Below are 23,012 nucleotides of genomic sequence, written 5' to 3'. Positions count from 1 at the left end.
TCGGACGCTGCCGTCAACCGTGTGGAGATACGCAAGCCCGGCATGGCTCATGCGATGGACGTCCGGGCCCAGGGGCATCCGGAAGGCCGGCATGGCTCATGCGATGGACGTCCGGGCCCAGGGGCATCCGGAAGGCCGCCACCGCGCCCGCGATCCCTTGGCGCGGCACGCCAAGCCGCACGCTTCTCATGCTATAGCCGGCAAGGCGAATCGCGAGTGTGGTCCACGGTGTCTGCCATTTTCGCGCAATATAGAGGCGGTTGCGTACGTAGAAAAACCACCGCCGGCCGCCCCAGCCGACGCGGCGTTCGGTGGCAAGCTTATGATGGACGGCAATGTCACCCGCGTGCAGCAGACACCATCCCTGATCGATGGCGCGGAGTGCGAAATCATACTCCTCCCAAGTGAAGAATAGATTGTCATCGTAGCCGCCTAGGGATTGCCAGGCCTGCCGGCGAATCGCATGGCCGGCGCCGACGAAGGTGGCGGACGCGAAGCGAGACGCGGCTTGCGCGCGGAGCGCTGCCGGATAGCCCCAGGAGGCATCGTCCTCCCCACTGCCGTCCCCGTTCATGATGCGAAAGCCGATGGCGGCTAAGGCCGGTTGCGCGTCCAGCAGCTGCACGGCGCGTGCCGCCGTCGTCGCGTCCGCAAACTCGGCATCATTGTCGAGCACGACCAGGGCGCGGCCATGGCCGAAGGACGCGGCCCGATTGCGACCGGCCGCCACGCCCAAATTGGTCCCAGCCGAGGCGAGCAGCATGTCCGTCCGAAGGCTGGCCAGGGCGGTCAGCCGGGCGAGCGCGGCAGGCGCCGAACCTTGATCGAAGACGATGACATGGCGGCCGAGATCGACCTGGGCGAGTGCCGAGCGGATGGCGGCCTCCGTCTCCTCGATCCGGTCGAGACTGAGGATGAGGATATCGGCGTCATAGGTACAGCTGGGAGGATGACTGCCGGCAAGCAAAGCGGCAGCGGGGGCGATCACCGGAAAACGAGACGCCGCGATAGGTTGAAATTGACGCCGAGGCCGGCGATGGACCCGGCCGCGACCGCCAGCACCGGATACGCGACGCAGAGCGGCACCGTCATGATCAGGGCGATGTAAATTCCCCGATTGAGCACGAAGCCGACGCCATTGGCGGCCAGGAAGCGAAGCCACTGATGATGCAACGGCCCGGCGCCCAGGCCTTTGAAGGTCCAGATGCGATTGATGAACCAGTTGATGGTGGCGACTACGAAGAAGGACAGGATGCCCGCGCCGATCAGACCCAACCAGTGATGAGTAGAATAGATGAAGGCGGTGTCCATCACGAAGCCGGAGGTGCCGACGACGCCGAAGCGGAAGAACTGCATTGCCATCGGGCCGTGCTTGGCGATCAGGGCCTGCGCCGGAGAGACCGACGGGGTGGCGAGCGGGTTTTTCGTCGCGAAACGGGTAACTGGCTCGGACATGTTCCGCAAATCCTGCTCGATCGGCCTCTGATACCATTGTCGTTGTAGACCGTCATTCAGGCATTTCTGGGACCTTGTCGTGGCGATGGGGAGCGAGGATGGCCACCAAAAGGCGACATCGTAGGGCGGAAAAGCGCAGCGTATTCCGCCAAATCTCAAACTATCGAAGCGCGAGCAACGCCAATATCGCCAGCGCAAGTGCCACCGTCGCCGCGCGCCACAACGCAACGTCGCTGAGCCGGCGGCGCGTGGGCGGGGGTGTCACACTGTCTTCATGCAAAGCCGGGGTGATGGCGTCCGCCAAAAGAGCGGCGGTCTGCGGGCGGGCGGTGCGGTCCAGGCTGAGCGCGGCGGCAATCGCCCGCCGCAGGCTTGCCGGCAGATCGGGCCGCGCCCGCTCCAAGACGCTGTCAGTCTCCGTTCCAGGCCGAGGGAACCGGCCGAAGGCCGCCATGCGATAGAGAATGATGCCCAGGGCGAACACCTCCGTCGTCGCATCGGGCGCGCCGCCGCGAATGGCCTCGGGCGCCATATAGCGCAGGGTGCCGGCGAGATCGTTGCCCGAAGAGGCATCGGCCTGGGAGAGATAGGCGAGGCCGAGGTCGAGCAGGCGAACAGCGCCGCCGGACTGCACCATGATGTTGTCGGGCTTCAGATCGCGGTGGAAGACCTGCACGGCGTGAAGATCCTCGACCGCCTGGCAGAGCTGAAGGCCGATCGCCACGATATCGGCCACAGGAAAGCGGGGCTCGCGCGCCAGCCGCGCCTCCAAGGTTTCCCCGGCGTAAAACGGCATCACGATGTAGAGGCTCGACTGGCGGCCGGGCTCGGGCGTGATGATCCGGCCGATCAGCGGGCTGTGGATGGTGGCGCCGATCCACGCCTCCCGCGCGAAACCCGCCTGGAACACGCGGTCGTTCAGCATGGCGGGCAGGGGGAATTTCAGCACCACGGCCTGCCCGGTGCGGGTGTCGATGGCGCGTTTCAGCAAGGTATAGGCGCCACGATGAATGGTCCGGCCGATCTGATAGCCATCGCGGTTGTCCCCCTCCTGCGGAATCGGGCGCAGTGGCAGGAGGTTCGTCTCCGTCTCGACCGGGGAGAGTGCGGCATCCGGCATGGCCAGCACGTCAATAACGAGCACGGCGCAGCCCTCGCTGAGATGGGCCGCCAGGACCGCCGCCTCCTCATGGAGGGTGCAGAGCCGGACGATACCGTCCTGGTCCAAGGTGCCGGCAGGGTCCATCCGGCTGCGGGCATCGCTGAGCAGGATATAGCGGTCCGCCGGCTGTGGCGTGTCGTCCACGAAGTCCAGCAGAATGCGGTCGTCCATCCCCAGGCACCGGCGGGGGCGCAGATGCTCCGCCCCGACGCGTAGAAGGTGCGGTCCGGTCAGGCGTACCAATTCGCCGGCGCGCCGGCGCAGGATCATGCCCGCGCCGATCTGGACCAGGCCTGCCCGCAGGCCACTGAAGGTGATGGCCGATAGGGACGCGGCATAACCGGGTTCCAAGGCCTCTGTCCCATGGGTCGCGAACATCCAGCCGTTGATGGCATTGAGCGCCTGTGCGGCCGCGCGCCCCTGGCTCAAGGTCGGGCGGGCGCTGAAGAAGCCCTCGATCAGGCCAGTAAGGGCAAGATCCGCCGATCGGCCGGCCTGGCTCGGGTCGCGGCCGGCGTCCAAACCCTGTGCGACAGCCGCGAGCAGGCCGCGTTTGACACCATGGGCGGGCTCAAGCGTGTCCGGATCGGCGGTCAGGACGCTTTGTGCGCCTGCCGCCCCTTGCCGCGCGAAGCTCAGGTGCCAGCCGGCGGCGGCCACGGTTCCGACGGCCATCCCTCCGTCGACCCTCATGTCTTTCATGGACGATAATCAATCATGAAAGCCGGGCGCTCCTCGTTGCCGCATGGCGTCAGCTCGCCGTATGAGACGTTCCATGAGCAACGCAATTTTGGGGCCAGACGGCTTTCTCGTCCTCGGCGGTGAGCGCTATCCGGCCTGCGTGGGTCGTGCGGGCATCACTGCCTTGAAGCTGGAAGGCGATGGCGCGACACCTGCGGGCCTGCTGCCCCTGCGCCGCGTCCTATATCGCGCCGACCGCGTGGCGCCCCCCAAGGCCCGCTGCCCGATCGAGCCATTGGACAGCAACGATGGCTGGTGCGACGATCCCCGCGATGCAGCCTACAACCGTCGCGTTCGGCTCCCTTATGAGGGGCGTCATGAGAGACTTTGGCGCGATGACGCTGTCTATGACATCATTGGAGTCTTAGGGTGGAACGATGAGCCCCCGATTCGCGATCGGGGTTCGGCGATCTTTCTTCATGTCACAACCCCGGCGCGTGGTCCGACGGCGGGTTGCGTCGCCCTCGATCTTGAACATTTGAGGGCTGTTTTGGCGAAAGGCTTGACCTGCATCAATGTTGTCGGGTCCTGAAACGACCAATTTTAACATGGCAGTACTTTATTTCGGCCAAAATGCTGCCTTACGGCCCGTAGAATTGAGGAAAACATAGCAAACTGCCGCTGGGCACCCATATCGCCTTCAAGCGAACGCCCGATCGGGGGATTAGTGGCGACGAAAGTCTCTGCCCCGATCGGCTCGCAACGAAGCAAACGACCGAACCCAGCGTGGAGCGGCTCAATGACTAATCTGCAGGCGCAGTACGAGAGGGAAAAAGTGTCAGATAAGACTAGCGGCGACGAGCGGCCGATCCTCATCGTCGATGACGATGTTGCGCTGAGGACCACTCTGGCGGAACAACTCGTCATTGACGGCGAATTCACGACGACGGAGGCTTCATCCGTCGCCGAAGCCGAAGCGATTCTTGCAAAACCGGGTGTGCGGTTCGACGCCGTGATTCTCGATGTCAGTCTGCCTGACGGAGACGGACGCGACTTCTGCACCAAGATGCGCAGCCGCGGCTTGAAAGTTCCGATCATTATGCTGACTGGATCGGCCGAGGAAACGGACATCGTTCGCGGCCTCGATTCAGGTGCCAATGATTACGTCTCCAAGCCATTCCGTCTGTCTGAATTGCTTGCGCGACTCCGTGCCCAGCTTCGCATGTTCGAAAACAGCGAAGACGCCGTCTTCACGATCGGGCCTTATGTGTTTCGGCCGGCGACGAAGATGTTGCAGGAGCCGGTCAAGAACCGCCGCATTCGCCTGACCGAGAAAGAAGCGGCGATCCTGAAGTTTCTCTATCGTGCCGGCGCCAAGCCCGTGCCGAGGCAGATTCTTCTAAACGAGGTTTGGGGCTATAACGCTGCCGTAACGACCCATACGCTTGAAACCCATATCTATCGTCTGCGGCAGAAGATCGAACCCGATCCCACCCGTTCGCAACTTCTGATTACGGAAGCGGGTGGGTATCGATTGGATCCGAAGGCCTCATAAAGGCTCGCGCTTCAAAGCTGCCAGCATGCTTTTGGACCCGTCGGCGAGGAAGAGTGCATCCGTACCGACGGTCACGAAGTTGAATCCAAGATCGATCATGCGCCTGGCATAGGCTGGGTATCCGTTATGGATGCCTGCGACCTTGCCGGCAGCCCGCGCGGTGCGGCCAATATGCGTGATCGCCTCCAAGACGCGCGGCTCCTCCTGATCGAATTTCGGCGGATAGCCGAGGGCGATCGAAAGGTCCGATGGACCGATATAGACGGCGTCCAAGCCATCGACCGCCAGAATGGCGTCGAGATTTGCCAGCGCACCCACGGTTTCGATCATCGCGAAGCGTAAGACTGTTTCATTCGCATGGGCGACGTAGTCGCGACCGCCATAAAGCTGGGCGCGAATCGGCCCCATGCTGCGGCGGCCACGCGGTGCATACGACGTCGCACTGACAAAATGCTCGACGTCGTTAGCGGTTTCGATCATCGGGCAGATGATGCCGTAAGCGCCTGCATCGATGATCTTGCCCATGATGCCGGGTTCCAGCCAAGGCGTGCGCACCAGCGGCACCGTGCTCGTGGTCGAGATGGCCGTGAGCATCGCCACCATATCGGCGTAGTCGATCACGCCATGCTGCATGTCGATGGTCAGGCTGTCCCAGCCCTGATGGGCCATTACCTCAGCCGAGAAAGCGCTGGGAATCGACAGCCAGCCGTTGATGGCGGCACCCCCGGTCGCCCAGATTTCATGCAACCTGTTTGGGCGATGACCGGGCGTCGCCGAGGCGCCGCCATATCCTGGGGTTCCCGACATTGTTCCACTCCCTCTTTTATGGCGGGAGATTAGGCGCTCGCGGTGAGGCGCGAAACCCAGATGACCACCGCGCGCCCTTGACCGTCCTGGCTCTTCGCCGCGACATGACGCGCATCGACGCCAAGATCGTAGAGGGAAGAAGATCGCCATGCCGACCGCCGTAGAGCGTGCCTATGATCTGTCCGGGCAGGTCGCCCTGCTGACTGGCGCCGCCCGGGGTATCGGCCTTTCCACCGCCACGATGCTGGCCGAGCAGGGGGCGCGGATCGTGATCGTCGATTCCAACCCGGACGTGGCACAGATCGCAGCCTCCCTCGGCGCCAGCCATATCGGTGTGTCGATCGACGTGCGGGACGCAGCCGCCATCGAGGCTGGGGTCGCGGACATCATTGCCCAGACCGGGCGGATCGACATCCTGGTCAATAATGTCGGCGTCGGTCTGGTGGCGCCGGCTGTGGAGCTGACGACCGAGGTCTGGGACGTTACCATGAGCGTCAATCTCCGCGCCGCCTTCCTGTTTTCGCGTGAAGTCGGGCGGCACATGATCGGACGCGGCTATGGCCGCATCGTCAGCCTCGCCTCCCAGGCGGCGCTCGTCGCGCTGGAAGATCATGTCGCCTATGCCGCCAGTAAAGCCGGCATTATCGGCATGACTAAGGTGCTGGCGCTGGAATGGGGGCCGAAGGGCGTCAACAGCAACACCATCTCACCCACGGTAATCAATACGCCGATGGGCCAGATGACCTGGAACGGCGCGCGCGGGGACAGCTTTCGCGCTAAGATTCCCGTCGGGCGGTTCGGGGAAGCCGAGGAGGTCGCCCATGTCGTGCTGTATCTGGTGAGCGGTGCCGCCGGCATGATCAATGGCGAAAACATCGTCATCGACGGCGGCTACACCATTACCTAAGGGGTTTCGATGCGAGGCATTCTATTGGCGGCGGCGGTTCTGGCCTATGCCGCACCGGCCTATGCGGGCGGTTTGACGGTGACGGGCGCCTGGTCGCGCGTCACGCCATCGGCGGCCAGTCCGGCCGTCATCTACTTTACGGTCACCGATGCTGGCGCACCGGACAGGCTTGTAGGGGCCGCGACACCGGTCGCCACGAGTGCCGGCCTGCATGAGAGCAAGATGGCCAACGGCATGATGGAGATGGATGCCGTAAAGGATTTGCCGGTGGCGCCGGGCAAGCCGCTGGTGTTCTCACCCAGCGGCTATCACGTCATGCTGACGGGGCTCACTCAGACCCTGGATGCGGGCGCCCATTTCCCGCTGACGCTGACCTTTGCCAGCGGCGCCACGGTGACCGTTCAGGTCACCGTCCAGCCAATGAGCTACGTGCCGGCAGATGCGGGCAGTGGCGATATGGGCGGGATGAAGATGTAAGTCGGCTGGCGGATAACGCTGCGCTCATCCGCCCTACACATCGCGCCGTAGGTCGGATGAGAGCAGCGTTATCCGCCGCTTATGCAGCCGCCGCGCGGCCCCGCGCCAGGACGGTTTCCGTCTTGAGCTGCCCGCAAGCCGCCAGGATGTCCTGGCCGCGGGGCGTGCGCACCGGCGCCGCGTAACCCGCATCCATGACGATCGTCGAGAAACGCCGGATGGCGGCCGGCGTGCTCGTCTCATAGGCGCTGCCGGGCCAGGGATTGAACGGAATGAGGTTCACCTTGGCGGGAAGGCCGGCGATCAACTCCACCAGCAGCCGCGCATCGGCCTCGCTGTCGTTGATCCCCTTGAGCATGACGTATTCGAAGGTGATGCGCCGGGCGTTCGAGGCGCCCGGGTAACGGCGGCAGGCCGCGATCAGCTCGGCAATCGGATATTTGCGGTTCAGCGGCACCAGTTCATCGCGCAACTCGTCCCGCACCGCATGCAGCGACACCGCGAGATTGACGCCCAATTCAGCGCCGGCGCGGTCCATCATCGGCACCACGCCACTGGTCGAGAGGGTGATGCGGCGACGGGAGAGGGCGATGCCTTCGCCGTCCATGACGATGCGCATCGCCTTGGCGACGTTTTCGTAATTGTACAGCGGTTCACCCATGCCCATCAGCACGATGGTGGACAGCAGGCGGGGCGTCTCGCCCTTCGGGCTCGGCCATTCCTTGTAGCTGTCGCGCGCACCCATGAACTGGCCGACGATTTCGGCGGCGCCCAGGTTGCGCATCAAGCGCTGCGTGCCGGTGTGACAAAAGCTGCAGGACAAGGTGCAGCCGACCTGCGAGGACAGGCAGACGGCGCCGCGATCTTCCTGCTTGTCGGGGATATAGACGGTCTCGGCTTCCTGTCCGTCGCGAAAGCGGAACAGGAATTTCCGCGTCTCGTCCGTGCTCGTCTGCACCACAACAGGATCAGGCCGGCCGACCACGAAATGCTCGGCAAGCTTGTCGCGCATCGGCTTGGCCATCGAACTCATCAGCGCGAAATCGGTCACGCCTTGATGATAGATCCAGTGCCAAAGCTGCTTGGCGCGGAAGGGCTGCTCGCCAATGGCTGCGACCTCGGCCGCAAGCTCCTCACGGGACAGTCCCACCAGGTCACGCCGGCCATCGGCCATTTGAGCAGGCGGCGGCGCGAAGAGGGCCGCCTTTGCCATGATGCGCGCGGCATCATCCCCGGCGGGGTATATCATGGTCACTTGGCGGGACAGGCTTTGACGATGGCGCCATAGGCGGCGCTGAAACCCGAGAGCGAGAATTTTTGGCCCATCTTTTCGCCCTTGCCGGCCCAGCTTGCGCTGGCGCCGCTGCCGCGCTGCATATCGATGACGGCGGCGCGGCCATCCCGCGCGAAGGCGGCTTTGCCGGCGGTGTAGAAGGACATCGCGTCCTGCTTGTCGATCTGGACGGCGACCTCGGTCTTCGCGGGATAGGCGGAGGGCGCGTTGACCACCACCTCATCGCGAGAGGTCGGCCGCTGCGTCACCAGGATCATCCCGGCCGAGGGCGTCTTTGCACTGCCGATGGCGCGCGTGAAGGCGTAGCAGACATGAACCCCGCCCGTTTCGGTTTCGGCGGCCGTCCAATCCGAGAAGACGCCCAGTGCGGTCGGCCCCACCGCCTTGCTGGCCGCCATAGCGGGCACGGCAATTGTGATGAAGGCCGTGGCGGTCAAAAGAATCTTGTGCATGGCGAAGCCATAAGGGAGCAGGCGCGGCCCATGCAAGAGAAGGTTCGGCGCGCGACTGCATGTCTCGCCAGCATTGCGCGGAGCCGGTAAAGCGGCGGCATGACCGACAGCACAGATGCCCGGCTCGCCGCCCAATATGAGGCCTATCCCTATCCCGCCCGCGACCCGAAGGAGGAAGCGAAGCGGCTGATTATCGGCAGCCCCTCACATCTGCGCGAGATCGACTATTGGGTCTTCGGCGCCACACGGCCACGTGCCACGCCTTTGAACGCGCTTGTCGCGGGCGGTGGCACCGGGGACGGCACCATCATGCTGGCGACCCAGATGGCGCGGGCCGAGCGCCCGGGGCGTGTCACCTATCTCGATCGCTCCCGCGCCGCCATGAAGATCGCCCGCACGCGGGCCAAGGCGCGCGGGCTCACCAATATCGATTGGGTCGAAGGCTCGATCCCTGATCTGCCGAGGCTGGGCCTGGGGCCGTTTGACTACATCGATTGCTGCGGCGTGCTGCATCACCTGCCCGATCCGCAGGCGGGCCTCGCCGCCCTGGTGTCGGTGCTCGCGCCCGATGGCGGCATGGGCCTGATGGTCTATGCCCCGCATGGCCGCACCGGCGTCTATATGGTGCAGGAGGCGATGAGCCTGCTGGCGCCGCCGGATCAGGCGCCCGCCGCGCGGCTGGATGTGGCGAAGCGGGTGATGAAGCATCTGCCGGACAGCAACTGGCTGCGCTTCAACCGCAACTTCTCCGACCATGTCACCGGCGGGGAGGCGGGGCTGTACGACCTGCTGCTCAATCCCCGCGACCGCGCCTTCACCGTGAGCGCCTTTGCGGCACTGCTGGCCAGCGAGGGGATGGCGGTTTCCGCCTTCATGGAGCCGATGCGCTATGACCCCGCAACCTGGCTGCAAGCGGACCCCAAGCTGCGCGCCCGCGCGGCGGAGCTGGACGCGACGCAGCAGGCGGCTCTGGCCGAGGCGCTGACCGCGAATATGAGCGTGCACATCGCCTATTGCCGCCGCGCGGCCGAGCCCGTGACGCGCGCCGATCCACTGTTGGACACGGCGGTGCCGATCATGCGGGAGGTTCCGGGCGCGGAACTGGTCAAGTCGATCCGGCCCGACGGCGGCTTGCCGTTCTTGTTCGACGGCTTGCGCGCCGTGGTGCGCCTGCCGCCCGAGGCGCCGGCGATTCTCCAAGCGGTCGACGGCGTGCGGACATTGGGCCAGATCGCCGCCTTGCTGACAGGCCGCGGCATGGCGGAGGCGAAATTCCGGCGCGCCTGGGCGGAGACCTTTGCGGCCATGCAGGCGGTGAATCGGATCCTGCTCGCACCGCCGCCTTGATGGCGGATGACGCTTCAAAACCGTCACCCGCGCACTTGATGCGCGGGCCTACCCGTTATGGCGCCCAAACTCCGTTAGGGCGACGTAACGGGTAGATCCCCGGGTCCAGCCCGGGGATGACGATCACCATGCACCGTGTCCTAATCCCCCGGCCGGGACTTCATCTGAATAACGTTCCGCTCATCCACCGCGCCGGAATAGCCAAGGACCTCGGCAACTTTGCGCGCGAGTTGCTCGCGCTTGAAAGGCTTGCCGATGAACTGCACGCCGTCATCCAGTCGCCCCTGATGGACGATGGAATTTTCGGTATAGCCCGACATATACAGCGTCTTCACATCCGGCCGCATCGCGGTGATGCGCTCGGACACCTCACGCCCACGCACGCGTCCGGGCAGCACGACATCGGTCAGGAGCATGTCGATCGTCGTGGCATGGGCGCCGAAAACGCGCAGCGCCTCCTCGCCGTCGCCCGCTTCCAACACGCGGTAGCCAAGTTCGGACAAGATCGCGACCGCAATCTCCCGCACCGCCGGCTCGTCTTCCACTACCAGAATTGTCGCCGAGCCGCGCGGCAGGTCGATCGGCGCCCCGACGCGCTGGGCGGCCTGGACGGTCGCCCCAACGGCACGGGGCAAATACAGGCGCACCGTCGTGCCCTCACCGGGCTCGGAGTAGATCTTCACATGGCCGCCGGATTGCTTGACGAAGCCGAAGACCATCGCGAGGCCGAGGCCCGTGCCTTTGCTATCCGGCTTGGTGGTGAAGAACGGCTCGAACGCCCGCTTCATCACCTCGGGGGACATGCCGTGGCCGGTGTCCGACACGGCGAGCATCGCATAGTCGCCCGCGACGACCTCTGCATGGGCGCTGGCATAGTCCTCGTCCAGCACACGGTTCGCCAATTCGATGGTCAGGCGGCCGCCACCCGGCATCGCGTCCCGCGCGTTCAGCGCCAGGTTGAGCAGTGCGCTTTCAAGCTGCGCCGCGTCTGCCATTGCCGGCCAAAGCCCCGCAGTTTCCACGTAGCGCACATCGATATGTTCGCCCAGCGTGCGTCTCAGCAGGGGCACCAGATCGGGCATCGTAGCGCCGAGGTCGATCGGCGCCGGGGCGAGGGGCTGCTTGCGCGCGAAAGCTAGTAATTGGCTGGTCAGGGTCGCGCCGCGCTGCGCGGCCCACATGCCGCGCTCGATGCGAGTTTGGAGAGCGGGGTCGTGGCCGAGCTTGCCGCGCACGTATTCCAGGTTGCCCAGAATGACGGTGAGGAGATTGTTGAAGTCGTGAGCGATGCCGCCGGTGAGCTGACCGATCGCCTGCATCCGTTGCACTTCCCGCAACACGGCTTCGGCCTGGGCGCGTTTGGTCATATCGCTGATGGTCAGCACGAAGCCACCGTCCGGCATCGTCGTGCGCCGCAGTTCAAGGTGGTGCTCGTCGTTCCGGCTAACCTCGTAGACCACCGCTTCGCCCTGCTTGCGTCTGCCGTGTCTCAGCTGGTCTTCCGTCTCCAGGGTCATGCCGGCTTCTGCCGCTTGCTCGATCAAGGCGGCATAGGGCGTGCCGATACGCATCATGGCGCGCGGCACATCCAGCAGCACCTGGAAGCAGTGGTTCCAATGAACAAGGTCGCGGTCCGCGCTGAAAACACCGATTCCCTGGCTCAGACTGTCGAGGGACGTGCGGAGGCGCAGAGCGAGGCTGCGCTGCTCCGCCTCGATCCGATAGGAGCGGGACCAGGCCTTGTTCAGCATCCAGGCCGCCAGCAGCAGGCCGAGGATGGCAATCGCCGTGCCCCCGAAGACGAAGACGCGCACCCACTGGGCGCGACGATCGAGGGTGGCGAGGTGGCTGTTGAGCAGGCTTGTTTCCGTCGCCGTCATCGACCGAATGGTCGATTCGATCGCCATCATGGCATCGAGGCCGACATTGGTTTGGACGATGCGGAGCGCGGCGTCGAAGCCGAAGTCTCGTCGCGCCTGAACGGTTGCCGCCAGTTCGTTGAGCTTACGCTGCAACAGCGGGGCGAGAATGTCGAGGTCATGCTGCTGGACGGGATTGTCCGCCGTGAGCTGCTGCAGCTCGCCTTCCGTCAGCGTGACAGTTCCCAATGCGGCCGTATAGGGCCGCAAATAAACGTCGTTCCCGGTCAGCAGATAGCCACGCTGGCCCGTTTCGGCATCACGGATACCAAGGTTGAGGTCGCTGAGCGCACCGAGCACGGCGTAGCTGTGCTGAGACCAAATGCGTGCGCTGCGTGCCGCGCTCAAACGATCCCAGGTGGCCGCGCTGACGAGCGCCAGGATGGCGATCAGCACACCGAACACCATCAGATTGGCTCGGGTCACGATATACTTGGTCATCGCGGCATGGCTTCCGGGTCGCAGAGGTCACCGCGAGCAGAAGCCCACAGTGTGGATCATCGTCTTCTGCTACGGCCCGCGCCGGAAGTCCATTGCCATGAAGATCAGGCGCGGGTCGCGGCCCGCGTCGGGTCCGGGGCGCGAAGCCGCAGCAGGCTCAGCCCCGTGCCGATGATCGCCAGAAGACAAGCGATGCCCAGCGCGACGGTCATCTGGTTCGCCGGATAGAGAGCAAACACGAGCGCGGCGAGTGTCGCACCCAAGGTTTGCCCGGTCAGCCGGGCCATGCCGAGCATGCCGTTGGCGCCACCGCTGCGGCTGCGCGGCGCCGAGCCGAGAATGGCGCGGTTGTTGGGGCTCTGGAACAGGCCGAACCCCGCGCCGCAGATGGCAAGCCGCCAGCAGAGGCCAGCGTCGGAGACGTGGCTGGACAGAAGCGCCGTGAGGCCGAGCCCGATCGCGTAGACCGCGAGGCCGATGCCACCCAGCAGGCCCGCCGGGTAACGGTCCGACAACCGGCCCGATATGGGTGCCGCCATCATCACCAGCAGCGGCCAGGGCGTCATCAGAAGTCCGGTCATGACTTCGCTGCGGCCGAGCGTGTCCTGCACGAAGAAGGGCAGGGAGACGAAGGCCAGCATTTGCGCCGCGAAGGAGAAGACGGACGTCATGATCGACAGGCGGAACAGCGGAATGCGCAACAGATCGATCGGCAGCAACGGCTCCCTGCGGGAGAGTTGGCGCCGGACCAGAAGGACCCCGGCGACTAGGCCGACCACAAGTTCGACGCTCGCCCTGAGCAGGTGATGGCCATGGGTCAGCCCCAGGATGCCGGTGATGCCGAGGCCGAAGGTGAGGCCACACAGGACCGCGCTGATAACGTCAAACCGGATCGAGGAGAGCGGGGTCTGCGGCAAGGTTCGCATCGCGACGACCAGACACAACAGACCCAAAGGCACGTTGATCGCGAACAGCCATTCCCAATGCGCGACCGCCAGAATGGCCGACGCGATGGAAGGTGCGGCGGCCGTGGAGCCCGCGACCACCAGGGCGTTGATCGAGAGGCCCCGACCGAGCATGGCGCGGGGATAGGCGAACCGGACCAGGGCGCCAGAGACGCTCATCTGTCCCGCCGCACCACAGCCTTGGAGCACGCGCGCGAGTGTCAGTTGATCGAGCGTCGTCGACATGGCGCAGCCCAGCGAGGCGACGGTGAAGACCGCAACCCCGATCAGAAAGCTCCGCTTATAGCCGTAGATTTCGCCAAGCGAGGCGCAGGGCAGCAACAGCACGATGACGGCGATCTGATAGGCATTGATGATCGACACCGATTCGTTGGGTGTGACGTGAACCGATCGGGCGATCGTCGGCAGAGCCACATTGGCAATGGCGCCGTCGAGCACGGCCATGACGAGGCCGAGGGCCACGGCCAGCACGGCCCAGCGCCGCTGCGGATTGGGCAGGCCGTCATAGGCGATGGTCGTGTCGCTCATTGGGATGTCGTTCCGGGCGACGTGGGGGTGGCCGGCGGATCGAGATCGATCGTCTGCCAGCCGCCGCCAAGTGCCTTGAAAAGGGCGATGTAATCTTCAACGAGGGAGAGATCGCTGCCAGCGAGGGCGTCGCGGGAGGCGAAGACCGTCCGCTCATCCGTCAGGACGGTCAGGAAGTCACTCAGGCCCGCATTGTAGAGCTGTGTCGATTGACCGAGGGACTTGCGGGCATCTCGTACCGATGCGGACAGGGAGATATGGGCGGCTTCATCGGCCTGGAGATGCACCAGCGCATCCTCCACATCCTGCAAGGCGGTCAGCACCGTCTGCTTGTAATCGAGCCGCGCGGCTTCTGCGGCGGCACGGGCCGCACGTTCCTGGGCGCGCAGCTTGCCGCCGTCATAGACATGCTGGGTCGCTGCAAGTGCCGCCGAAAAGGTCAGGCTGGCGAAGGTGAAGAGCTGGTTGAAGGCGCTGGCTTCCGGCGTAATCGAAATCGGGATCGACAGATGCGGCAGCCGCGCGGCGATGGCCACGCCGATTTGGGCATTGGCGGCGGCATAGCGCAGCTCGGCCTCATGCACATCCGGACGGTTGGCAATGACCTCCGCCGGAATGGTGGCGGGGATCGTCGCGGGCGTCGCCATCAGCGGTTGCGGATTATCGAGCTGGGCTTCCAGATCGCCCGGATAGCGGCCCAGCAGAACGCCGATGGCATGGGCCATGACGGCGATTCCGGCCTGCAACCCAGGCAGCACCGCCTGCGTCTGCTCAAGCTGCGCCTTGGCCTGAAGCGTGCCGAGCGTGGTGCCGATGCCCTGCGCATCCTCCTGCTCCGCCAGGCTCACGACCTTCTGGGCGATGCGCACATTGTCCTGCGCGATCGACAGCCGCACCTGGGTGGCACGCAGCGTCGCGTAATCGGCCGCGACTTCGGAGAGCAGGCTGATGAGGATCGCCCGCCGTTGCTCGATCGAGGCGCCGACCTTGTCGTTGGCGGCTTCCGTCGCGCGGCGGTTCGCGCCGAAGATGTCGAGTTCCCAGGAGGCATCGAAGCCGAGCTGATAAGCGTGGTAATTGCCGAAGCCGGGCGGATATTCGACCGTGGTGCTGGCCCGTGCGCGGGTGGCGGAGGCGCCGAAGTCGACCGTGGGATAGGCACCGGACGCCGTTTCGTCCCGCTCATCGCGTGCTTGCAGCAAACGCTGCCGCGCGATCTGGAGGTCGAGGTTGCCGGCGATCGCCTGGGCAATGAGGTCGTTCAGCGTCGGATCGTCGAAGGAGGTCCACCAGTTCGCGAGGCGCGCATTGGTCATCGCGATATCGGTGGGTGTCGCGGGCCGTTCCGTGAACTGGGCCGGCAGATCGAGTTTTGGATGCGCGAAGTTCGGCCCGACGGTGCAACCAGTCAGTGTTGCCCCCGCGAGCAGACGGCCGATCAGCGAAAGGCGACGCCGCACTACAGGTTATCCTCGAACCAAGTTTGAAGACGGCCGGCGAGGCCGGTCTGCACCGGAACCTGCCGCCCGACATTGACCGAGCAGGTCATGCCCGAAGCCAGGCGTACGCCTGCCGGCACCGTGTCGATGGCGATGTCGATGGGAATGCGCTGCGCCAGACGCACCCAGTCGAAGACAGGGTTGACCTCGGGCAGGCCACGTGAATTCACCACGTCGTTCTGGTCGCCGATGCCGGCGCCGATGCTGCTGATATGGCCGGTCAGACGCGCGGGGAAGCCCATCAGCCGGATGGACGTCACGTCGCCCAGTTTCAGGCGCGCGATCTTGGTTTCCTCGAAATAGGCAATGATCTGGAAGGTGCTGGTCTCGATGATGGCGACCAGGGGATGGCCGGCATCCGCGAAATCACCCGCTTGCAGGCGCAGATGGGTGATGACGCCATCGGCCGGCGCATAGACCGTCGCCCGCGCGAGGTTGAGGCGGGCGAGGTCCACGGCAGCCTCTGCGCCGGTCAAGGACGCGCCAGCGACGTCAGACGCGATGCCGGTATTCGCGACCTCTTCCTTTGAAATCAGGCCGGCGAGGCCGCGACGGCGCGCGACATCCGCCTGCCGCTGCTTGAGCTGAAGCTGCGCCGCGTCAAGCTGGGATTGTGCCTGAGCGAGCGCGATCTTGAAGCGGATTTGATCGATCTGGAACAGCACGTCGCCCTTATGGACGACCTGATTGTCGGTGAGCGGGACTGAAACGATGGTGCCCGAAACTTCCGGCGCCACGATCACCGTTTGCGCCAGCACCCTGCCGTCCCGCGTCCAGGGTGCCAGCATATAGACGTGCCAGATCTGGACCACGACGAAGACCGCGACAGCGACGACGGCGACCGTGATGAGAAAGCGGATGAGGCGAAGAATGAGAGACATTGATATCCGCTGTCAGGCCGCCAGAAAGATGACGGCGCCGGTGATGATCATATAGAGGGCGAGTTCGAACAGGGCCGGATGCCAGACCAGGGAAAACAGCCCGGTGCGGCCGAAGACGAAGCGGATGACGCTGATGAGACCGACACCGATGATGCAGTAGATGACGATGGGCGCGAAGAGGATGCCGCCGATCTGGGCTTCCGTGAACATGCTCAGGCCTCCATGCCGAAAGGCGCTTCGAGCGCCAGAAGGCGTTCCGCTTCCGGCATCAAGGCGGCGATGGAGCGGAAGGCCCCGGCGGCGCGCAGCAAGGCGGGGCGCGGATGCTCGCATCGGGCGTGATAAGCGACCAGTGCGTCACAGGCCTGAACCGCGGCGCTGGCCGCTTTTCGGGGTCGGCGGAGGCGGCCCAGGCAGCGCAGCGCCCTGCCGGTGATCAGGGCTTCGGCGGGAGGAAGGTCCAGACCGCGCAACACGGCATGAAGGCGCAACGCCTCCTGCGTGATCAGAATGAGCGCGCCGCTGTCGCCGATCGCCTGGGCGCGGACGGCCGGCTGCGCCTGACCAAGACGCATGAACAAGCGCTGAAAGGCCTGGTTCTGGGTGACGAGCCAGCCCAACCAATCGCGGCTGGCGGGATGCCACACGCCGGCCCGGATCAACCTTTCGCTGGAGCGGCGAATGCGTCGCGTCAGGTAGCGGGCGTCCCGCATGGGGTTGGGCGGCAGCAGCACGCGGAAGACCAGAACCGTGGCCCCGGCGCCGAGCACGAAACTGATGCTTGAATTGAGGAAGCTCACGACGTTGTAGGTCATCTCATTGGAGATGCCGACCTGGGTGATGAAGAACACCACGAATCCAAGCGACATGAGGGCATATTTCGGGATCGTGCTGCCGATGACGCCGAGCACCAGAAACGGCGACATGACCAGGAACAGCAGCGGATAGCCGGACACATAGGGCAGCAGCACCAGCCCGACGATGAAGGCGGCGACCGAGGACAGCGCGATGCCTTTGGCGAATTGGAAGCTTGCTGCTGCGGCGCTGGGCAAACCTGAGAGCAGGGCGCAGCTCGCGCCCAATACCAGCAGCAGCGTCGGGCCGGAAGGCCATGCAGTGATGTACCAAAACAACCCGCCGAGGACGATGGCGAGCATGGCGCGGGTGCCGTTGCGCATCGCCGTCGCATAATCGCGGAAGGCCGTCAGGCGCGGGCCGCGATGATAGGGCGCGCGCCCCTCGCGCCAGGCGGCGAAGGGCGCGATATTGTCATAGAGCTGCTCCAGCTCCTGATGCACGCGCGCCAGGACCGCCGCATCGGCGACTGAGGTCGTCTCGTTCTGGGCCGTTGTGATGTCGCGCAGAACGGCGGCGATATGGTCGGCGAGAACGCCGGGCGCGCGATTGTCGGTCGGCTGATAGCGGGCCACTTCGGCAAGGATGCCGCGGATTCTTGCCACCAGATCGGCGGCCCTGGCCTGACGCGCCTTTCCAGCCTCGGTTTCGGCAATTTCGTCAGCGGGGCGGGCGAGGGCGTTGAGGGAGCGGCCGGCGATGGAAACGGACATCAGTGCGGCATACATGGCGGCGAAGCCACGGCGGAGGCTGGCGGCGTGGCGGTTCACATCGGGCGCCTCCGCGCCGGAAAACTCCACGGCTTCATCCAGGCGTTCGATGGCGGCGGCCAGGCGTGTGCGCTCGGCGGCAAATTGCGTCGCGTCGATCTCGTCGGCACGCGCCAGCATCAGCTCGGCCACGCCCTTGAACGCCGCCCGGCCACCGGCGCGCATCGTGTCCGTCGTGATGCTCGGCTGGAACACCATGGTCACGATGGTGGACGACACCACGCCGAGGGTGACGACGGCCAGGCGTGACAGGGCGAAGTTCAGGACATTGCTGGGGTCGTTGATCGCGCCGACGGCGATAATGGCTACGGTGTACCCGGACAGCACGGCGGCATAGGCGCGGAAATGGCGGAACATGCTGGACGCGAAGGTGCAGACGCCCAGCCAGACGGCGAAGGCGACGATGAACATCAGCGGCTGCTGGGGAAAGCAGGCGAGGATGACGATCGCCGCGATGGCGCCCGTCATCGTGCCGAAGATGCGCCACACGCCTTTTGAGACGATGCCGCCGCGTGAGGGATTGGCGACGATCATGACGGTGACGGCGGCCGAGGCCGGCGATGACAGTTGCAGATACAGCGCGGCGTAGATGGCGATTGCCATCGCCAGGATGGTGCGCGCGACATAGGCCGCGCGGGGCGACGGCATCACGGCTGCCACCACATCATTCCAGCCGAGGGGTGGCCGCGCCACGGGTGGGGAGGTCGTGGTGCTCACCTCAACGCCCTCCCATGCCGGCTCCGTGCCGGCCGATGGCGCGGCAGATCGTGCCGAAGACCCTGTAGCAGACGGCGAGGTCTGCAGGCGTTACGTCTTCCAGCACATGGGCCGTGAAGTCGGCATGAACGGCGGCCACCTGTGCGTAGGTCTCACGACCGGCGGCCGTCATGCGCAGGCGCTTGGTGCGACGGTCGTCAGGGTCTTCGATGCGCTCAAGCAAATTGGCCCGCTCCAGGACGTCCAACAGGCGAACGAGGGAGGGATCTTCGATTTCGAGCGCCGCCGCGAGATCGGTTTGGCGGACGCCGTCCCCCAGCCGGCCGAGATAGAGAAGGGGCCGCCAGGTCGCGTCCGTCAGCCCGAAGGCGCGCACGCGCTGATCCATCTCCCGCCGCAAGGCGAGGGACAGGACATAGAGCTGGCGACCGAATTCTGTGGGGGCAACACCCTCAGGCGGCATGATCAGGGTCCAATATGGATCATGCGCTTATAGTTAGCATGCTAAGCAATAGGCAATAGTTCCGGCGGTTGGGCGGCGGAAGACGCTTCGCTTTTCCGCCTTCTAGGCTAGAACAGCCCGGCGTCCAGACCGGTCTCGTCTACGCCCAGCGTGTAGAGCAATTGCTGGCGCAGCCGGATGAAATCCGGGTGGCCATGATGGCGCGGCCGATCCAGCGGGATCGGAATATCGGCGCCGATTCGGCCATCGATCAGCACCACGGCGCGGTCGGCGAGCAGCAGCGCCTCATCCACATCATGCGTGACGAGCAGCACGGTGAGGTCATGCGCCTGCCATAGCTTGCCGACGAGGGCCTGCATCCGCAGGCGCGTCAGAGCGTCGAGGGCCGCGAAGGGCTCATCCAACAGCATCAGGCTGGGGTCGCGGACCAAGGCACGGGCGAGCGCGACGCGCTGTGCCTCGCCGCCCGACAAGGTCAGCGGCCAGGCGTTCAAGCGATGCGAGAGGCCGAGCTCGGTGAGTGCCGCCTCGGCGCGGGCGCGGGTATCGCCCTCGCGCAACCCGAGGGAGACGTTGCGCCACACCTTCTTCCAGGGCAGCAGCCGGGGCTCCTGAAAGACCACGGCCCGGCGGGCGGGCACCGTCACTGTGCCGGCCGGCGCGGCATCGAGGCCCGCGAGCGTCCGCAAGAGCGTCGATTTCCCTGAACCGGAGCGCCCGAGCAAGGCAGTGAAGCTGCCCGCTTCCAGATCGAGGTTGAGGTTCTTGAGAATGTCCGGCCCGCCGAAGGAGCGGGTCAGGCCACGCACGCGCACGGCCGCGTCACCAATGGTCTGGGCAGGCGCATCGAGGATCGGTGTGATGTCGGGCACAGTGCTCATCATGCGGCGCCCCTATTCGGGTTTTGGGTTTGCGCGCCAATGAAGCTGGGCCGCCAGGCGAGGGCCCGACGCTCGATCGCGCGGACCATCTGATCCGTCAACAAGCCCAGCATGGCGTAGATGATGAGGCCCACGAAGATCACGTCGGTCTGCAAAAAGTCGCGCGCATTCATCACCAGATAGCCGATGCCGCTACTGGCATTGACCTGCTCGGCGACCACGAGGGTCAGCCAGGCAATGCCGACGGCATAGCGCAGACCGACCAGGAATTGCGGTAGCGCACCCGGCAGCACGACGTTCCAAATGATCTCCGACCGCGTCAGGTCCAGCGTCGAGGCGGCTTCCAGAATCTTGCGGTCTACGGAGCGAATGCCCGCGAAGAGATTGAGGTAGATGGGAAAGACGGTGCCCAGGGCGATCAGCGCAATCTTGGGCGTCTCCCCAATGCCGAACCAGATGATGAACAGGGGCACCAGCGCCAGATGCGGCAAGGTGCGCACCATTTGCAGCGTGGCATCGACCGTATCCTCACCCAGGCGGGACAGGCCGGCGAAAAGGCCGAAGGTGACACCGAGGGCCAAGCCGATGGCCATGCCGGCGATCACGCGCAGCAGCGATACCCAGAGGTTGCCGAGCAACTGACCGGTGATGAGCAACTGCCAGAAGCTGATGGCGATCATGACCGGAGACGGCATGAGGCGGGTCTGGATCAGCCCGAATGAGGCGAGGGCCTGCCAGACGAGGAGAATGGCGACGGGCATGGCGAGACGGTGGGCGCCGCCGAGCGCGGCGCGGCCGACCAGGGGACGGCGGCGCGTCTTGATATCTCCGCTCAGGACGGCGCTCGACATAAACGATCTCCGGTAATGCTGTGGCTGGCAACGTGGTTCAAAAAATGCACGATTGACGGCGTTGATATAGATCAAATACCACACTTGTCAGGAGGGTGCAGCCTCCGTCGTCCGACCTCTCACGCAATGCAGGAAAACACGATGATCGCGCGCCGTTCCATTCTCGCTCTGGCACCCGCCTTCGCCGCCGGTTCTCTGCTGGCGTCGGGCAGGCGAGCCCAGGCCGCCGACATGACCATCCATGTGGGCTTTCAAAAATATGGCACCCTGCTGCTGCTGAAGGCGGCCGGCACGCTCGATGCCGCCTTGGCGCCGCTGGGGTTTAGCGTGCGTTGGAGCGAGTTCCTCGCCGGGCCGCCGCTGATGGAGGCGCTGAACGCCGGGGCGATCGATTTCGGCATCGTGGGGGAGACGCCGCCCGTCTTTGCCCAGGCGGCGGGCACACCCTTCGTCTATGTCGCGGCCGACCCACCGGCCGTGCATGGCGAAGGCATCGTCGTGCCGCCCGGCAGCACGGCGAAGACAGTGGCCGATCTGCGCGGCAAGCACCTGCTCACCACGAAGGGTGCCAATGCGAACTACCTGCTCGTCGCGGCGCTCCAGAAGGCCGGGATCAGCCTCAAGGACGTGCAGATCAGCTATCTGGCGCCGCCCGATGCCTTTGCCGCCTTCCGCAACGGCAATGTGGACGCCTGGTGCTGCTGGGATCCGCTATTTGCCGCCGCCGAGCTGACGGGCGGGCGGCTGCTGGTGGATGCCGATGGCCTTGCACCCAACCATCAGTTCTTCCTCGCGCGCCGGGATTTCGCGACCAAGAACCCCCAGGTGGTCCACACGACCGTCGCGGCCGTTGGGGCGACCGAAAAGCAGGTCCAGGCAGATACGGATGCCGCCGCCATCAAGCTCGGACCCGCCACCGGCATTCCCGTGCCGGTGTTGAAGAAGGCGCTCGCCCGCACCGCCTATGGGGTCGGGCCGATGACGCCGGCGATCTTGGCCAACCAGCAGATGATCGCCGACACCTTCTTCGGCCTTGGCCTCATTCCCCGGAAGATCACGGTGACGGACAACGCCTGGGCTGGTTAGGCGAGGAGACACATAAACCGTCACCCGCGGACTTGATCCGCGGGCCTACCCGCTTCGGCGCCCATTGGTCGTCAGGGCGCCCCAAAGGGTAGGTCCCCGGATCAAGTCCGGGGATGACGAATGAGTGCGGCCGCTTACCCCCCGGCCTGGTAGCGCGCGTACCACGCCTGCTTCAGCGGGGACTCCTGCGGCGCGATGCCGATGCGGCTGGGATCGCTCACCAACCCCACCATCCCGAGGGCGGCGCCGATCTCCCCAACGGTGCCCTGCGGATCTGCGACCACCGCTTCATAGGCAAGGTGGATCGGGACGATGCCGTTGGAGGCGAAGAACCGCAGGAACATATGGTTCTGCGCCTCGACGGACGCGACATGCATGTCGAGCGCCTCGCGCGAATAGACGAGTTGATCGTCGGCGATCCGCGCATCCTGGCGCGACGTCCATTGATAGTTCTGCGCGGCTACCAGGCGGGACACGGCTTGCGCCACACGATCCCGGCGCTCGATCAGAATGAAGCGTGTGCGCGCCCTGATCTGGTCGAGAACGCCGACTTCGGTGAGCATGACAAGCTGCTCGATCCCGATCTTCGCCGTGAGCCAGCCGCTCGTATCGAGCCGGCTGCCCAGGAAATTGAGGTATGCGCCGAGGGACGGCAGGCCGTTCTGTCGGACATGCGCTTCGACGGTCGGGGCATTGAAGAACTCACCGGCCTCATTGAGCCGACCGGTCGAGGCGAGCAGATGTGCGAGATAGTTCGATCCGCAGCGATTGGTGAAGCAGATGAACAGGTAGTGCCGGGCACCGTCGATCACCGTCAGGGGTGGCGCCGGGCCGAACACCTGCGCGATCGCATCCCGATGAAACCGCTCCAACCCGGCCAGTTGCGGCGGGACGGTGAGGGGCGTTGCGGCGCGTGTCTCCATGTCCTCTCCAGACTCCGACAGGTCCTCGGCTGGGTCAACACTCCATTCGCCTGATCGCATAATTTTACTAGACGACCGGTCGCCTAGAGCGTAACC

At 65.2% G+C, this 23,012-nt stretch carries 22 protein-coding genes; 6 read left to right on the top strand and 16 right to left on the bottom strand.

The window, feature by feature from the left end:
• Positions 1-13: 13 nt before the first annotated feature.
• From QP803_RS09160 to QP803_RS09150, 3 genes are all read right to left on the bottom strand, one after another.
• Positions 14-988: a glycosyltransferase family 2 protein gene (locus QP803_RS09160; protein ID WP_284947460.1), complete on the bottom strand. Its 975-nt coding sequence runs from the start codon at positions 986-988 to the stop codon at positions 14-16.
• Positions 985-1,455, bottom strand: a complete 471-nt coding sequence (locus QP803_RS09155) for a GtrA family protein (protein ID WP_284947459.1) — start codon at positions 1,453-1,455, stop codon at positions 985-987. The genes QP803_RS09160 and QP803_RS09155 overlap by 4 nt, the downstream gene beginning before the upstream one ends.
• 160 nt (positions 1,456-1,615) lie before the next feature.
• A complete protein-coding gene (locus tag QP803_RS09150; protein WP_284947458.1) occupies positions 1,616-3,292 on the bottom strand; it encodes a serine/threonine-protein kinase in 1,677 nt (558 codons plus the stop codon).
• Positions 3,293-3,392: 100 nt separating this feature from the next.
• Here QP803_RS09150 and QP803_RS09145 point away from each other — a divergent pair, with 100 nt between their 5' ends.
• A complete protein-coding gene (locus tag QP803_RS09145; protein WP_284947457.1) occupies positions 3,393-3,890 on the top strand; it encodes a L,D-transpeptidase family protein in 498 nt (165 codons plus the stop codon).
• A 135-nt stretch (positions 3,891-4,025) separates the two neighbouring features.
• On the top strand, positions 4,026-4,853 hold the full coding sequence (locus tag QP803_RS09140; RefSeq protein WP_284947456.1) for a response regulator transcription factor: 828 nt from the start codon (positions 4,026-4,028) through the stop codon (positions 4,851-4,853).
• On the opposite strand, the gene QP803_RS09135 is transcribed toward QP803_RS09140, so the two are convergent.
• Positions 4,848-5,660, bottom strand: a complete 813-nt coding sequence (locus tag QP803_RS09135) for an HpcH/HpaI aldolase family protein (RefSeq protein WP_284947455.1) — start codon at positions 5,658-5,660, stop codon at positions 4,848-4,850. The two genes, QP803_RS09140 and QP803_RS09135, sit on opposite strands and share 6 nt — an antisense overlap.
• Before the next feature lie 148 nt (positions 5,661-5,808).
• Here QP803_RS09135 and QP803_RS09130 point away from each other — a divergent pair, with 148 nt between their 5' ends.
• Together QP803_RS09130 and QP803_RS09125 are read left to right on the top strand one after the other, a co-directional pair.
• Positions 5,809-6,567: a GolD/DthD family dehydrogenase gene (locus tag QP803_RS09130; protein ID WP_284947454.1), complete on the top strand. Its 759-nt coding sequence runs from the start codon at positions 5,809-5,811 to the stop codon at positions 6,565-6,567.
• Between the two features lie 9 nt (positions 6,568-6,576).
• Positions 6,577-7,044 (top strand): copper chaperone PCu(A)C, encoded by a 468-nt coding sequence (locus QP803_RS09125; RefSeq protein ID WP_284947453.1) that lies wholly within the window; start codon positions 6,577-6,579, stop codon positions 7,042-7,044.
• A 79-nt stretch (positions 7,045-7,123) separates the two neighbouring features.
• Here QP803_RS09125 and rlmN read toward each other — a convergent pair whose 3' ends face one another.
• Together rlmN and QP803_RS09115 are read right to left on the bottom strand one after the other, a co-directional pair.
• The gene (gene rlmN / locus QP803_RS09120; RefSeq protein ID WP_284947865.1) at positions 7,124-8,293 is read right to left on the bottom strand and encodes a dual-specificity RNA methyltransferase RlmN; all 1,170 of its coding nucleotides are present in this window, start codon (positions 8,291-8,293) and stop codon (positions 7,124-7,126) included.
• A 2-nt stretch (positions 8,294-8,295) separates the two neighbouring features.
• A complete protein-coding gene (locus QP803_RS09115; protein ID WP_284947452.1) occupies positions 8,296-8,790 on the bottom strand; it encodes an invasion associated locus B family protein in 495 nt (164 codons plus the stop codon).
• 99 nt (positions 8,791-8,889) lie between these two features.
• Between QP803_RS09115 and QP803_RS09110 the strand changes: the two genes are divergently transcribed.
• Positions 8,890-10,137 (top strand): class I SAM-dependent methyltransferase, encoded by a 1,248-nt coding sequence (locus QP803_RS09110; RefSeq protein WP_284947451.1) that lies wholly within the window; start codon positions 8,890-8,892, stop codon positions 10,135-10,137.
• Between the two features lie 140 nt (positions 10,138-10,277).
• On the opposite strand, the gene QP803_RS09105 is transcribed toward QP803_RS09110, so the two are convergent.
• The 9 genes from QP803_RS09105 to QP803_RS09065 all read right to left on the bottom strand — a co-directional run bounded on the left by QP803_RS09105 (position 10,278) and on the right by QP803_RS09065 (position 20,907).
• Entirely contained in the window at positions 10,278-12,497 is a 2,220-nt protein-coding gene (locus QP803_RS09105) for a CHASE3 domain-containing protein (protein WP_284947450.1), read from the bottom strand.
• A 104-nt stretch (positions 12,498-12,601) separates the two neighbouring features.
• The gene (locus QP803_RS09100) at positions 12,602-13,990 is read right to left on the bottom strand and encodes an MFS transporter (RefSeq protein ID WP_284947449.1); all 1,389 of its coding nucleotides are present in this window, start codon (positions 13,988-13,990) and stop codon (positions 12,602-12,604) included.
• Complete coding sequence (locus tag QP803_RS09095; RefSeq protein ID WP_284947448.1) at positions 13,987-15,450, bottom strand: efflux transporter outer membrane subunit; 1,464 nt, start codon at positions 15,448-15,450, stop codon at positions 13,987-13,989. The genes QP803_RS09100 and QP803_RS09095 overlap by 4 nt, the downstream gene beginning before the upstream one ends.
• Complete coding sequence (locus QP803_RS09090; RefSeq protein WP_284947447.1) at positions 15,450-16,370, bottom strand: efflux RND transporter periplasmic adaptor subunit; 921 nt, start codon at positions 16,368-16,370, stop codon at positions 15,450-15,452. The genes QP803_RS09095 and QP803_RS09090 overlap by 1 nt, the downstream gene beginning before the upstream one ends.
• A gap of 12 nt (positions 16,371-16,382) precedes the next feature.
• Entirely contained in the window at positions 16,383-16,580 is a 198-nt protein-coding gene (locus QP803_RS09085; RefSeq protein WP_284947446.1) for a DUF1656 domain-containing protein, read from the bottom strand.
• Between the two features lie 2 nt (positions 16,581-16,582).
• Positions 16,583-18,712: an FUSC family protein gene (locus tag QP803_RS09080; protein ID WP_284947445.1), complete on the bottom strand. Its 2,130-nt coding sequence runs from the start codon at positions 18,710-18,712 to the stop codon at positions 16,583-16,585.
• 1 nt (position 18,713) lies between these two features.
• Entirely contained in the window at positions 18,714-19,175 is a 462-nt protein-coding gene (locus QP803_RS09075; RefSeq protein ID WP_284947444.1) for a MarR family winged helix-turn-helix transcriptional regulator, read from the bottom strand.
• A 107-nt stretch (positions 19,176-19,282) separates the two neighbouring features.
• A complete protein-coding gene (locus tag QP803_RS09070; RefSeq protein WP_284947864.1) occupies positions 19,283-20,056 on the bottom strand; it encodes an ABC transporter ATP-binding protein in 774 nt (257 codons plus the stop codon).
• Positions 20,056-20,907: an ABC transporter permease subunit gene (locus QP803_RS09065; protein WP_284947443.1), complete on the bottom strand. Its 852-nt coding sequence runs from the start codon at positions 20,905-20,907 to the stop codon at positions 20,056-20,058. The genes QP803_RS09070 and QP803_RS09065 overlap by 1 nt, the downstream gene beginning before the upstream one ends.
• Before the next feature lie 141 nt (positions 20,908-21,048).
• Between QP803_RS09065 and QP803_RS09060 the strand changes: the two genes are divergently transcribed.
• Entirely contained in the window at positions 21,049-21,993 is a 945-nt protein-coding gene (locus QP803_RS09060; protein ID WP_284947442.1) for an aliphatic sulfonate ABC transporter substrate-binding protein, read from the top strand.
• A 134-nt stretch (positions 21,994-22,127) separates the two neighbouring features.
• Here the strand turns inward: QP803_RS09060 and QP803_RS09055 are convergent, their stop codons facing one another.
• Positions 22,128-22,916, bottom strand: a complete 789-nt coding sequence (locus tag QP803_RS09055; protein WP_284947441.1) for a Stf0 family sulfotransferase — start codon at positions 22,914-22,916, stop codon at positions 22,128-22,130.
• Between the last annotated feature and the right edge of the window lie 96 nt (positions 22,917-23,012).

This window comes from Acidisoma sp. PAMC 29798, from assembly GCF_030252425.1.
GTDB lineage: Bacteria > Pseudomonadota > Alphaproteobacteria > Acetobacterales > Acetobacteraceae > Acidisoma > Acidisoma cladoniae.
The sequence above is the reverse complement of the archived record's forward strand: the minus strand, read 5'-3'. Positions and strand labels throughout refer to the sequence as shown.